Annotated in this window: 9 protein-coding genes; 2 read left to right on the top strand and 7 right to left on the bottom strand. The window is 60.0% G+C overall.

Annotation, left to right across the window (positions count from 1 at the left end; genetic code table 11):
- Nucleotide 1: 1 nt before the first annotated feature.
- From leuS to ED655_RS04430, 4 genes are all read right to left on the bottom strand, one after another.
- Nucleotides 2-2,599, bottom strand: coding sequence for a leucine--tRNA ligase (leuS, locus tag ED655_RS04450; protein WP_122049150.1), 2,598 nt, complete (start codon nt 2,597-2,599; stop codon nt 2-4).
- Between the two features lie 47 nt (nt 2,600-2,646).
- Nucleotides 2,647-3,180, bottom strand: a complete 534-nt coding sequence (locus ED655_RS04445; protein WP_122049149.1) for a DUF3576 domain-containing protein — start codon at nt 3,178-3,180, stop codon at nt 2,647-2,649.
- A 118-nt stretch (nt 3,181-3,298) separates the two neighbouring features.
- Complete coding sequence (locus ED655_RS04440; RefSeq protein ID WP_122049148.1) at nt 3,299-5,410, bottom strand: AfsR/SARP family transcriptional regulator; 2,112 nt, start codon at nt 5,408-5,410, stop codon at nt 3,299-3,301.
- 820 nt (nt 5,411-6,230) lie between these two features.
- On the bottom strand, nt 6,231-6,515 hold the full coding sequence (locus tag ED655_RS04430; RefSeq protein WP_162993390.1) for a hypothetical protein: 285 nt from the start codon (nt 6,513-6,515) through the stop codon (nt 6,231-6,233).
- Between the two features lie 318 nt (nt 6,516-6,833).
- Here ED655_RS04430 and ED655_RS04425 point away from each other — a divergent pair, with 318 nt between their 5' ends.
- A complete protein-coding gene (locus tag ED655_RS04425) occupies nt 6,834-8,066 on the top strand; it encodes a dicarboxylate/amino acid:cation symporter (RefSeq protein ID WP_240993498.1) in 1,233 nt (410 codons plus the stop codon).
- 18 nt (nt 8,067-8,084) lie between these two features.
- Here the strand turns inward: ED655_RS04425 and ED655_RS04420 are convergent, their stop codons facing one another.
- Complete coding sequence (locus tag ED655_RS04420) at nt 8,085-9,494, bottom strand: amino acid permease (RefSeq protein ID WP_408735645.1); 1,410 nt, start codon at nt 9,492-9,494, stop codon at nt 8,085-8,087.
- Between the two features lie 463 nt (nt 9,495-9,957).
- Between ED655_RS04420 and ED655_RS04415 the strand changes: the two genes are divergently transcribed.
- Nucleotides 9,958-11,595 (top strand): dihydroxyacetone kinase subunit DhaK, encoded by a 1,638-nt coding sequence (locus tag ED655_RS04415; protein WP_122049145.1) that lies wholly within the window; start codon nt 9,958-9,960, stop codon nt 11,593-11,595.
- A 353-nt stretch (nt 11,596-11,948) separates the two neighbouring features.
- On the opposite strand, the gene ED655_RS04410 is transcribed toward ED655_RS04415, so the two are convergent.
- Both ED655_RS04410 and ED655_RS04405 read right to left on the bottom strand, forming a co-directional pair.
- Nucleotides 11,949-12,797 (bottom strand): fructosamine kinase family protein, encoded by an 849-nt coding sequence (locus tag ED655_RS04410; RefSeq protein ID WP_122049144.1) that lies wholly within the window; start codon nt 12,795-12,797, stop codon nt 11,949-11,951.
- Nucleotides 12,798-12,812: 15 nt separating this feature from the next.
- Nucleotides 12,813-13,280, bottom strand: a complete 468-nt coding sequence (locus ED655_RS04405; RefSeq protein WP_122049143.1) for a low molecular weight protein-tyrosine-phosphatase — start codon at nt 13,278-13,280, stop codon at nt 12,813-12,815.
- Nucleotides 13,281-13,367 lie beyond the last annotated feature (87 nt).

The following is a 13,367-nucleotide window of genomic DNA, read 5'->3' as shown; positions in this document are numbered from 1 at the left end:
TTCAGCCTGCCACTACGAAATTGACGATACGGTTGGGCACATGGATACGCTTGACGATACGCTTGCCTTCCAGCATCCGCGCCACATTCGGCTCGGCCTCGGCCAGCGGAAGAACCATGTCAGACGGCGCGTCGGGTGGCACCTCGATTGTGCCACGCAGCTTGCCCATGATCTGTACGCCCAGCGTGATGCTGTCACGCGTGAGGAACGCGTCCAGCGCCTCCGGCCAGGCGCGCTCGACGACCATAGCCCCCTCAGGCTCCAGCAGGGCCACCATCTCTTCCGCCAGATGCGGCATCATGGGGGCTACGAGCAGAGCCAATGTGAGAGCGGCCTCGCGACGGGCTGCGCCAATACCGTCCTCGGTCGATTTCTCGGCCTCCGAAAGGGCAGCACTCAATTCATGCAGGCGCGCCACGGCGACATTAGGTGTGAAGCCCTCAAGCGCCTCGGTCACAGCCTTGATGGTGCGATGCGTGGCCTGACGCAGGCTGCGACCGCCCTCAGTGCAGGGCGCTCCCTGCGGCACCTGCGCCGCGACATTCTGCACCAGACGATAGAGACGCTGACCAAAACGGGCTGAAGCGGCAACGCCGGATTCGGTCCATTCCATATCGCGCTCTGGCGGGCTGTCGGACAGAACGAACCAGCGTGCCGTATCCGCACCAAAGCGCTCGATAATCGCCGTAGGCGAAACCGTATTGCGCTTGGATTTCGACATCTTCTCCAGGCGACCGAGCTGCACGGGCTGGCCATTGTCACGACGCACATAGCCCTCGCCCGAACGCACCACATCCTCAGGCGCGAGCCAGCCGCTCTCATCGCGGTAGCTCTCATGGGTGATCATGCCCTGAGTGAACAGACCATCAAACGGTTCATCGACGTTCAGATGACCCGTCTCGTGCATGGCGCGCGTGAAGAATCGTGCATAAAGCAGATGCAGGATCGCGTGTTCGATACCGCCGATATACTGATCGACCGGCAGCCAGCTATTCGCCGCAATCGGGTCAGTCGGGGTACTGGCATGGGGCGCGGTAAAGCGCGCGAAATACCATGAGCTATCGACGAACGTATCGAACGTGTCAGTCTCGCGACGCGCCTTGGCACCGCATTGCGGGCAGTCGACATGCTTCCAGCTCGGATGGTGATCGAGCGGATTACCTGGGCGGTCGAAGGTGACATCCTCGGGCAGTTTCAGCGGCAACTGGTCGTCCGGCACGGGCACTGCACCACAGCTGTCGCAATGGATGACCGGTATCGGGCAGCCCCAGTAACGCTGGCGCGAGATACCCCAGTCACGCAGGCGCCAGTTCACGACACCACGGCCGATCCCCATACCCTCGAGACGCTCGATGGCCTTGCGCTTGCCTTCAACAATATCCAGCCCGTCGAGGAAGCCAGAATTGATGAGCGTGCCCTCACCCGTGACGGCGGTCTTGCCCACCGTAAAACCGGCTTGCTGCTCGCCTGTCGGCAGAATGACCGGACGCACCGGAAGGTCATATTTGCGGGCAAAGTCGAGATCGCGCTGATCGCCACAGGGGCAACCGAACACAGCGCCCGTGCCATATTCCATCAGAACGAAATTGGCGATCCAGACCGGCACGGTCTCGTCAGGCGCAAACGGGTTGCTGACACGCAATCCGGTATCGATGCCGCGCTTTTCGGCCGCCTCGATCGCTTCCTCGGACGTACCGAGACGCTGACATTCCTCAATGAAGCTGCGTACGGCTTCGTTATCCTGACCAACCTTCGCAGCCAGCGGATGATCGGCAGCAATGGCGACGAAGCTCATACCGAACAGCGTATCCGGACGGGTGGTAAACACCTCGACCGAATCCAGGTCTGTGTCGAACCCTTCGGGGGGTGCATGAAGCGCAAAGCGGACGCGAGCCCCTTCCGAGCGGCCGATCCAGCGCTCCTGCATGACGCGCACGCGGGCCGGCCAGCGATCGAGCTTGTCGAGGCCTTCGAGCAGAGGTGCTGCAAAATCCGTAATCTTGAGGAACCACTGCGACAGGCGCTTTTTCTCGATCAGCGCACCCGAACGCCAGCCACGCCCGTCAACCACCTGCTCATTGGCGAGCACCGTGTTGTCCACAGGGTCCCAGTTGACCGAGGATTCACGACGCTCGACCAGCCCCTTGCGCCACATATCCAGAAACAGCTTCTGCTGATGCCCGTAATATTCCGGCAGGCAGGTGGCGATCTCACGCTCCCAGTCCAGCGAGAAGCCAAGGCGCTGCAGCGTGCCGCGCATGGCCGCAATGTTGTCCAGCGTCCACTGCCCCGGATGCACACCGCGCTCACGCGCTGCATTTTCTGCCGGGAGGCCGAACGCATCCCAGCCCATGGGATGCAGAACCGAGAAACCACGCGCGCGCTTGTAGCGCGCCACCACATCGCCCAGCGCATAGTTGCGCACATGGCCCATATGGAGCTGACCCGACGGATACGGAAACATCTCGAGCACGTAATATTTCGGCTTGTCGGCAGCGGGATGGTCATCGGCGGCGAAGGCACGCACGCCATCCCATTTTGCCTGCCATTTGGGCTCAGCCTTGCCGAAATCGTAGCCGAGTGTCTCTTGTTCCGTCATGATCTTCTGTCGTCTGTTCGTGTCACGTGATCTTCAGAGCGGGGATATCAGTCCCGGTTGCCGTTATCGGCACGAAGCTGGCGCGCACGGGCGAGAATACGCGTGGTAATGTCCGACGTGGTATTGGCCGCAACGGGGGTATCGACCCATTCGCTTCCCTGCTTTTCCTGACGGAACACGGATACGCGCAGCGCATCCGAACGCAGCCGGCGATCAAGGATATAGGCAGCGATCTTGAAACGCTCATTGGTGCTGGCAGGCGGCTGGTACCAGTCCGTCAGGATCACGCCGCCATTGGCATCGGCAGATGCGAACGGCATGAACGACAGGGTGTCGATAGCACCACGCCAGAGATAGGCATTAACCCCACCCTGAAGCTGGTCGTCTCCACCGGTCGCTCCACGATCGACGCCGAGCAGATGGTTGCGGGGCTGTGTCAGGCTGTCGGGATCACGCCCACCGCCACAGGCGCTCAGCGCCATAAGGGCGCAAAGCGGCAGAACGGGGAGGAACCGTCCCTTGAATGACAACGCCTTTGTGGGCGCGTTGGGAGGGGCGATCGGCTGCAAACGAGGTGTCATGTTGTCCCTATTAGACTGGCACTGGCCGCGTGTCGAAATCCCCGATCGCGGTACCCGCGTCCGGCTTCAACATCGGTTCATATCGCGCCCGCCCGGTCCCGCCAAGCGGGGCATCCACTTATCCTTGCGGCAGGCTCACTCGCGCAAGCATTTCACGCAACCGCGCCTTCATGCATTCCGGCAGGAAGTCATGGCGCGAAAGCACTCCGGCGATGGTAATATCCGGCACAAGCCGCAGAAGATGCCGTTTGACGCGCTCGGTCTCCTCCCCCATTCCATGGGCTGAGAGCGCCACGAGATAATAGAGCACACCAGCTGCGCTACGCGGATACAGACTGACGAAGGCAGCGCCAGCCTGCCTGGCCTCCTCGTTATTGCCAGATGCTTCGAGAACGAAAATGCTGAACGGCTCCGACAGAACAGCCAGAGGCTGTGAGGCCCTCAAGGCCCGGAACTGCTGTATTTCCTCAAGCGCAACCGCCTTGTCGTCGGATAGCAGGGCCTGTGTAGCCTTGAGCGCATGAATGGAAGGTGAAATGGCGATGGCAGGAAACACGCCCCCGGCCCCGGTATATTCCGCAGTCAGCGCCTTGGCTTCATCGAGCTGACCAGGCGTGAACGTGCGCGTCATCATCGAGAGCCACACCCCGAGTGGGTTGGCTCGCAGCTGGATCGCCACATAACCTGCTGCGGAGGCGATCTCTTCGATATCTTCCTGCGGAGCCGACGACCATGTCTCCAGGTACAGGAAGAACCGGATCAATGAGCGCACATAAAGCACGAACACCGATTCCTGATCAGACTGATAGGCGCGTTCGACCAGGTCACGCAATTCGGCGGCAAGCGTGACATCGCAGCGCAAAAGCAGCGTAAGGGCGCGCACAGCCATCTGGAAAGCCGATAGTTCGGCAATCGGCCGTGACATCATACGCTGCCCCTCCGAAACGAACAGCGACCACTGGAGCGATTTCATCACATAGAAAAGCAATGCACGCTGGGCCCGCGTATCCCTTGGCAGCTCGAAACGATCCGCCCAAACCACGCATCCTTCCTGCCGCAGGCTCAGAAGACGGATGATGACATAACCCTCACTGGTCTCCCCATGCTCAACATTCGCACGAACGAGGCCCGAGATGACATAATCGGTACCGGGGTTATGGGTATTGCCCAGAAGCGGTCCGGTTTCGCCCTGAGGCGTTTCCGGAAACGGCACAACGGTGAATGTCTGCAACCCTACGAGCTTGACCTCCAGACGCTCGGTCAGCTCAGCGGCCAGGGTTTCGGCATGCGCACCACCTGCGGCCTTCAATGGCGCGACAGCGATCGATCCCAAAGTGCGCGAGGAGGTGCCTGACGCCAGGAGATGAGGCTCCGTAACACCTCCGGCAAACAGCTTGACGTTTTCAGCGTGCGTATCCCCGTGAACAAGTCCGGGGTCACTTGCAACCGAGGTACCGTGATGCGTCTTGGCGTAGGAGTCAAAAGCGATTCGCTCCTGCAGACTGCGAACAAGACCCATCGTTGCGGGCCCGGGCACCGCGCCAAGCTGATCCTGGAAAAGCTGCACGACCTGATCTCCGAGTGTCGCAGCCTGGGCATACTCGCCCTTGGTCACCCATGCCTGGATGCGGGCACGCCATGCCGCCTCGTTGAGCCCGTCGCGCATCAGCAGATGATCAGCAGTCTCAAGAATGGCATCAGGATCCACCTGCGTGCGTAGCGCGCTCTCGAAAAGCTGATAGATATGGCGATTGAGGCGTGTACGCTGCCCCTCGATCCATTCATTGAACGCCGGATCAATGCCGTTGAGTTCGCCCAGCAATACTTCGCTCGGCGGCGGCAACTCGCGCAGAATGGACTTTCCTCCGTTGAGGATACGCTCGACATCGACAGAGGTCAGGGCGGGCTTGAGCGCAAGCGTATGCCGCTGGACATCAATCACGTCGACACCCAGAGGACTCAGGGCATCAAGCAGACGATGGATCTCCTGACGCAGGGAGGCGCGCGCGAGATCATCGGGGCGGCGGCTCCACAGCAATTCGGCAAGATGTGAACGGGCAACAGGCTTGCGGTCCGAAAGCGCGAGGATGGCAAGTAGTCCCTTCGTCTTCCCACCCACTGGAAGGACGCTCTCACCCGTGAGCGTTGTCGCTTCCATGCGACCGATCAGTCGCAGACGCAGCAGGGTGGAATCGGTTTTTGCAACACCACGAAGGGCCAGATCGAACATTACTTCACGCTTTCTTTTCTCAAGGCCTTGTATCACATCCCTATCTCGGTTTTTTTTACGAAACGTATTCTCTTCCCTGGCAACGCTTGCAGTTGAAGGAAGATTAACATGCCGAGAACGTGTTTTGCCGCCTGCCGCCTTTAGGGAAAGGATCAAAGTAAATCTCAGGGCCAGCCAGCGTAAATAAGGGCAAATTTCGCATTCCTGGCAGGCATACAGACTTACTAACAAAAGCAATCTTAGAATGACTTGCCAGTATTGCAACCGATCCTATGGTACAGAAAAAATTGAAACCGGCCCTCTTGCCTGTGTCACACGAGCTCCCTAGAATGGAAATGATTGTCCGCGTAGCTCAGCAGGATAGAGCACAGGATTCCTAAAATTGGGCGCCATGCTTGGAAACATCATGGTGGATCTGCTCAAATTCGGGGAACGCTCTGGCGTCTAGCCGTGCCAATCCCGAGCCAAACATGCGTCCGCAAGGTGGCATGGAGGTGTAGAGACTGTACGGGCAGCGCCTGTCGTCCGGTTTTCCGGGCTATGGTGAAGAGACAGTCCAGACCACAAACGGTGCGCCATGCGTACCGGCGGCGAAAGCCGAAGTGGTATGAATCCTGGGGCCGTGGGTTCGAATCCCGCCGCGGACACCATCACACTCATATAATACCAGAGATATCTCCCGGCACTCGCGCCCTTTGGCCGCGACGCCGTGGCGCGCTGGGCTTGTCATCACCTTCCCCGGCCGATCTGGCATCGCGCCTTCGCCCTCGGCTGATCATCACCCGCACAGGGTAACGGTCCGGCCTCCCACTCTGGAACGCTAGATCGTGACGCCCGTCATTTCCGGCGCAAACAGCGCATGCAAAAGCAGGGCCAGCAGCACAATCGCGATCAGCAAACCAAACAGCTTCCCGAACAGACGGAAGGAGATAACAACCAGAAGAAGCAGCAGCAGTGCCAGAAGAGACGTCTGCACCTGATGAGGGACACCAAGTGTCTGCAACCCTCTGCGGGCGGCCTCCTCAATAACGGCAATGATGGATACAATAAGGGAAAACAGGCCGATAATCAGGCCAAGTATCACCGCAATAGCACTCTGAATCACGCTTCTTTTCCCCCGGAACGCCGCAAGGTCTGGCATCTCGCTAAGGTATGGCACACGAAGCTGCCCATACCTGACCCTGCCATCGCTGCATGCGATGCGAATCATATGACCGAGATCATATCGCGCGACAACGCTGCAAGACGATGCCGGATTGCTGCGCGTCGCAACATCTGACCCCGGAGGGCGGGAGAGCCGACAGGGCCTGGCATGGCGCTCATGAGACAAGGTGACTGTTCCAGATTTGATATGACAGGGTGTTATGGCCTAGACCCGGGCTTCCCCCGCCGTTTTGGAGCTGCCTCAATGAAGCGCATGAGCATGACCACACTCATCATCATCGCGATGCTGCTTGGCATTACGGTGGGTGGCCTCGCCCATGCCTGGATCGCCGATTCCGTGCAGCAGCAGCATTTCGCCCATTACATCTCCATCGGCTCGACAGTCTTTCTGCGCCTGATCAAGATGATCATCGCCCCGCTGGTTTTCTCCACCCTCGTGGTGGGTATTGGTCATATGTCGGACGCGGCTTCGGTTGGTCGTGTTGGCGCAAAGGCCATGATCTGGTTCGTGCTGGCCTCGCTATTTTCGCTGACGCTCGGCATGATTCTGGTCAATCTCTTTGGCCCCGGTGTCGGGATGCATCGCCTGCACGGCATCACAACATCCCCCATCGCAACCGATGGCATGTCGCTCGACAGCTTCGTCAAGCACATAGTGCCGGATTCCGTCTTCCGCGCCATGACGGATAACGAGATCCTGCAGATCGTCGTGTTCTCGGTCTTTTTCGGCGTCGCCTGCGCCTCCATGCCTGAAAAGGCCAGAGTGATCATGGAATGGACAGAGAGCCTGTCACAGATCATCCTCAAGGTAACAGGCTATGTGATGCTCCTGGCCCCGCTGGCCGTGTTCTGCGCCATGGCTGCGACCATCACGACCAATGGACTTGGCGTGCTCATCAATTACGGCAAGTTCATGGGCGAGTTCTATATCGCGCTCTTCCTGCTCTGGTGCTCCCTGATTGCGGCTGCCTTCGCCATTCTCGGTCGTCCGGCGCGTCGTCTGATTCGACTGATGCGCGAGCCGTTCCTTCTGGCCTTTTCGACAGCAAGCTCGGAAGCAGCCTATCCTCTGATGCTCGACCAGCTTTCGCGGTTTCCCATTTCGCGCCGCATCTCGTCATTCGTCCTGCCGCTTGGCTACTCGTTCAATCTCGACGGCACGATGATGTATTGCACCTTCGCCAGCATCTTCATTGCACAGGCCTATGATATCAGCCTGCCCTGGAGCACGCAGATCATCATGCTGCTTACCCTGATGCTGACCAGCAAGGGCGTTGCAGGCATTCCCCGCGCGTCACTGGTCGTGATCGCGGCAACTCTCAGCCAGTTCAAACTCCCCGAAGAGGGCGTTCTGCTGATCCTTGGCGTCGATACTTTTCTGGATATGGGCCGTTCGGCCACGAATGTCGTCGGCAACTCCCTGGCGACGGCCGTGGTGGCCAAATGGGAAGGGCAATTGCCGGCAGAACCTGCCCAGTCCGGACGGGACTGAGCAGGCCGTCTCGTTTGATCAGGCTTTCTTGCGGCTCAGTAGGATCAGTCCCCAGCCACCGGCGAGAAGCACCGCAATGAACGGAATGGCACACACCGTATAGGTGCCTTCAGGGTAATCCAGACCCATCATCACGACCACAAAGCCGAGAAAGCCCAGCGTCAGCCACGAGGTGAACGGCGCACCCGGCATACGGAATCCGGCGCTTTCGACCTCGCCACGATTAACGAGCTGGCGCAGGCGTATCTGGCAGATCAGAATGAAGCTCCAGGTGCTGATAATACCCAGAGCGGCGACATTGAGCACGATCTCGAACACACGGGACGGGATGAGATAGTTAAGCCCGACCCCGACGAGATAGACCGCCACCGTGGTCAGGATGCCAACATAGGGCACAGACTGCCTGTTCATCCGCGCCAGAGCACGTGGCGCCGAGCCTCCCATGGCGAGGGCACGCAGAATACGCCCGGTCGAATACAGGCCCGAATTCAGGCTCGACAGGGCCGCGGTGAGCACGACGATGTTCATGACCGTATCAACATGCGGCACACCAAGGGCCTGGAAGAAGGTCACGAACGGGCTGACACCCTTGTGGTAGGCATTCCACGGCAGAAGGCAGACCAGCAGGATCACCGAGCCGACGTAAAACAGGCCGATACGCCAGATCACGCTGTTGATGGCACGCGGAATGATTTCACGCGGATTGGCGCACTCACCTGCCGCCGTACCCACCAGCTCGATGGCCGAATAGGCGAACACGACACCCTGCATCAGGAACAGGGCCGGCATGATGCCGTGCGGGAAGATACCGCCATTTTCTGAAATCAGATGAAAGCCGGGGACACTGCCTGCCACGGGCATCTTGAGGCCCAGCACGACGCAGCCGAACACCAGGAACAGGGCAAGCGCAATGACCTTGATAAGCGAGAACCAGAATTCCAGTTCGCCGAAATAGCGCACACCAATCATGTTCATGGTGCCGACAATGCCCAGCGCCACGAGCGCGAACACCCATTGTGGAACATGATCGAACGTGCCCCAGAAATGCATGTAGAGCGCGACCGCCGTGATATCGACGATACCGGTCATGGCCCAGTTCAGGAAGGAGAGCCACCCAGCTGCATAGGCCGCCTTCTCGCCCAGAAACTCACGGGCATAGGAGACGAAGCTGCCAGCGCTGGGGCGGTACATCACCAGTTCGCCAAGCGCGCGAAGGATGAGAAAGCAGAACATGCCGCAAACGAGGTAATCGAGCGCGAGAGCCGGGCCCGCCTGCTGTAACCGCGAGCCGGCACCAAGGAAAAGCCCCGTGCCGATGGCCCCGCCGATGGCGATCATCTGGACCTGTCGACGCCCGAGATCCTTGTGATAGCCCTCATCGACTTGCGGCGGGGGATGAAGATGCGACTTGGATGGAATGTCCAAAATTCTGTAATCCTGACCCTGTTGACGAAAATTCTTGTCTAATCGTAACGAATTCCCGGACTGCTGCCAATCGTTTCGATCAGCCTCCGAACCGGATGCAACAATCCGGAAATGCACGGCAGCGCACCGGTTGTGTCAAGTCATTGCCCATATTCAGGTGACCGAGTGCGGCAGTCGGCACTTCTTCACAACCTGTTGAGCCTGAAAGATAACAGAGGGGTCGTTGGCACTGATCCGATGCGGCCAATGGACCCATACCGCCCGAACAGCAACGCAGAGGCGCGATCCTTGCCACCCGCATGCCGGTAAATCACGCCCGATCCCGCAGGAATGCGATCAACGTCACATCAATGTGTCTCTTTTCACATAGAAATGTCATGTCCTCCGACCGTTGACGATTCTAGCCTGACCCAACCGAGCGATAACAGGGGCCGCCACAGCCCCGCGATCAAGGCGGAGTTCGTCCATGAAGCGCTTTTTCAATTCCCGTGACACAATCGTAGCCGAAGGCATTGAGGGGCTTCTACGCTCTTCAGCGGGGAGCCATCTGTGTCGGCTTGACGGTGCCGACGATATCCATGTCGTCCTGCGGAAGAACTGGGCGAAAGATCGCGTGGCCATCATTTCTGGCGGTGGTTCTGGACACGAGCCCGCCCATGCTGGCTTTGTGGGGAAAGGCATGCTCACGGCAGCGGTTTGCGGTCAGCTTTTCGCCTCGCCGGGCGTCGATGCCATTCTTGCGGCCATACGCGCCGTGACCGGTCCGGCCGGGTGCCTGCTGATCGTCAAGAACTACACCGGCGACCGGCTCAATTTCGGTATCGCAGCCGAACAGGCGAAGGCGCTCGGGCTTGATGTCGAACTCGTCATCGTAGGCGACGACATTGCCCTTGGCCACACGGCCAAGGCACGCGGCATTGCCGGCACCGTTCTGGTTCACAAGATCGCTGGCTACGCTGCCGAGACTGGGCGCCCGCTTGCAGAAGTCGCCACGCAGGCGCGCAATGCTGCGGGTGCGCTTCGTTCCATCGGCCTCGCCCTGAGCGACTGCAATGTCTATACGCCCGACCAGCCGCCCCGCCTTGGCGAAAACGAGGCCGAACTCGGGCTCGGCATTCACGGTGAAGCTGGTGTCGAACGTATTCCGATGGCCCCTCTCGACAAACTGGTTGCGCTCGCAGCAGACCGGCTCCTGTCATCCCTGCCAGAGAGCGATGCCAAAGACACAACCAGGCAGATTGTCCTGCTCAACATGCTGGGCAGTGTACCGCCCCTTGAGGCTCTGGCACTTCTCGACGGTTTCTCCCGCACATCACTGGCCGCCCGGACAGCATGGATTGCCGGCCCTGCCCCGGTCATGACGGCGCTCGACATGAACGGCTTCTCCCTGACGACGCTCCCTGCGGAACCCGCCTTTATCGAGGCGCTTGCTGCACCGGTCGAGCCTCACGCATGGCCCGGTCTGGCCGCTTTCGGCCCGGTCGCGACCCTGCCCGTGCCCGCGCTGCCCGAAACGTTTACGGATGCCCCCTCTGACAATCCGTTGCTCAGGCACCTCATCACTAGCGGCGCGGATGCGCTGATCGGGCATGAGGCCGCCCTCAATACGCTCGATGCCAAATGCGGTGATGGCGATGCAGGCTCGACATTTGCCGAGGCCGCGCGACAGGTTCTGCGCGCCATCGACCGCCTTCCCCTCGCCTCGCCGCAGGCGCTCATGGCCACAATCGGACGCCTTCTGGCCCGTCACAGCGGTGGGTCGAGCGGCGTTCTGCTGTCCATTCTCATGACCACGGCGGGGCATGATGAAAACTGGCGCGAAGGATTGCATAACGGTGCCGCGCGCATGCAGGCCTATGGCGGGGCAAAGCCAGGTGACCGCACCATGCTCGATGCGCTTCTGCCTGCCATTGCTGCGTTGCAATCCGGTCAGTCACTCACGCAGGCGGCGGTCGCAGCGCGCAAGGGGGCCGACGCGACACGGAGCATGAAAGCGCGTGCCGGCCGCGCTTCCTATATCCCGCCCGAGCAGCTGGCCAATATCCCCGACCCAGGTGCCGAGGCCATCGCCGTGCTCTTCGAGGCCCTGGCGGCATCAACCTGAAAACTCACCCCCCTGTTCCATCCCGGGTCATTCCCGCGAACGGGACAGGAGGCATTAGCGGGCAAGCATGATATCGGGTCGCGCTCAGCTGGCGCCGACACCCATTTCAAGCAGGCTAAGGTTGCTGCGTACCTGGGCTTCATACGCATCATAACGCATACCATTACCGCGCCATGACGCCGGGCGCACCCGCAACAGGAGGCAAGCTGGAGCCGAATGCGGCAAGCGCTGCGCTCCTCGCAGCCCGTGCCTTGGGCTGGACGCCATCGGTCATTGATCTGCTCACGCCCGAAGAACAACACTTGTGAATCAGCGAGGGTTTCAGACTTTAGAACCCGCGCCGGTCATCGGCCTCATAGCTCCAATGTATCAAGCAGGCTTTGCACAAGACCGAGATAGGTGGCCCCGAACAGACGGTAATGCACGAGCGCAGGCCAGAGACGATAGACATTGATGCTGCGTTCATACTCTTCCGGCAACGGACCGTAACTGCGCCAGAACGCCTCAGGTGGAGTCGCAAAAAGCGTCAGTATGGCGAAATCCGCACTCGCATCGCCGATATAACAGGCGGGATCGATCAATACGGCGCGTATCCCGCCCTCAGGCGCGGGCGAGGTAATGAAATTGCCGGTCCAGAGATCACCATGCAAAAGCGTGGGGCGCGGGGCCGAGGGCAGAAAACGATCAAGGGTTTGCGACAGGTGATTGACCCGTGCCGCCACTTCCCTGGGGAGGCTATTGAGGAAGGGCCTTAACCGGCAATCCCGCCAGAAGTCACGCCAGTCGAGCGTCCAGTCATTGATGATAGGCACCGTGCCAAAAGCGTAATCCTCGTCCCACCCATAACGCGGAGGCTGCTTCACCTCATGCAGGCAGCGCATCGCCTGCCCAAGCGCCGACCACGCCTCGTCGCCTTTCCCGCCACGAGGCACATAGCCCAGTGCGAGCAAATCACCCTGCACCGCCAGAACGGGCGGAACAGCGACACCTGTTGCCGCCAGCGCATCGAGCATGGCCGCCTCAGTGGCGACATGAGGCCCATTCTTGACGACGACACGGCGCCCGGACGCGAAATCGAGCTGCCAGATATCAGAAAGATCGCCCCCACCGAGGGATCGCACCTCAAAGGCACCCTCTTCCCCGATCAAGGCCGCAATCTGCGCAAATCGGGACGCGGCTTGTTGAGCGGGGTCAGCTGTCATCAGGGGAGCCCCTTCTCAGGAATCCAGCGTGAAACTGGCCAGATGCGCGCAGCCTAGAGCAATTTCCTGCCACGCCGTCTCGAAATCGATGTCCTTGCCATAGAAAGGATCAGAGATTTCCTCACCAGCACGCTCAGGCACATAATCCATCAGCAGGCGGATACGCTCCTGTTCCGCTTCCGGGGCAAGGCGACGCAGGGCACGCAAATGCCCTGAATCGAGCGCGATGATATGATCGAAACGCGTGAAATCGTCTTCCTGGACCTGCCTTGCGACATAGGTATCGATATCGAGCCCGTGTTTCTTGGCAACGCGTCGCGCACGGCTGTCCGGGGCTTCGCCCACATGCCAGACACCGGTCGCCGCCGAGTCGATATCCAAAGTCAGACCACGACGGGCCGCCTCGGCGCGCATGGCCGCCTCGGCAAGGGGAGAGCGGCAAATATTGCCCGTGCAGACAAAAAGAAAGGAAGGCAAAGGCATAGGATCATTCCCGCAGAATCTCTGGTGCCGTTCCAAAACCGGCTGTTACTCACCGGCCTTGGAAGGATCTGAACCAGAATAGACAGC

Source organism: Asaia bogorensis (assembly GCF_900465345.1).
GTDB lineage: Bacteria > Pseudomonadota > Alphaproteobacteria > Acetobacterales > Acetobacteraceae > Asaia > Asaia bogorensis_A.
Note: the sequence above shows the minus strand (reverse complement) of the source record. Positions and strands in the feature narration are given on the sequence as shown.

What these genes read in the sequence shown, in the direction of transcription:
- ED655_RS04425 (WP_240993498.1), top strand. Translation starts at nt 6,834, where the DNA reads ATGACCACACTCATCATCATCGCGATGCTGCTTGGCATTACGGTGGGT.
- ED655_RS04415 (WP_122049145.1), top strand. Translation starts at nt 9,958, where the DNA reads ATGAAGCGCTTTTTCAATTCCCGTGACACAATCGTAGCCGAAGGCATT.
- ED655_RS04440 (WP_122049148.1), bottom strand. Translation starts at nt 5,410, where the DNA reads ATGTTCGATCTGGCCCTTCGTGGTGTTGCAAAAACCGATTCCACCCTG.
- ED655_RS04410 (WP_122049144.1), bottom strand. Translation starts at nt 12,797, where the DNA reads ATGACAGCTGACCCCGCTCAACAAGCCGCGTCCCGATTTGCGCAGATT.
- ED655_RS04405 (WP_122049143.1), bottom strand. Translation starts at nt 13,280, where the DNA reads ATGCCTTTGCCTTCCTTTCTTTTTGTCTGCACGGGCAATATTTGCCGC.
- leuS (WP_122049150.1), bottom strand. Translation starts at nt 2,599, where the DNA reads ATGACGGAACAAGAGACACTCGGCTACGATTTCGGCAAGGCTGAGCCC.
- ED655_RS04445 (WP_122049149.1), bottom strand. Translation starts at nt 3,180, where the DNA reads ATGACACCTCGTTTGCAGCCGATCGCCCCTCCCAACGCGCCCACAAAG.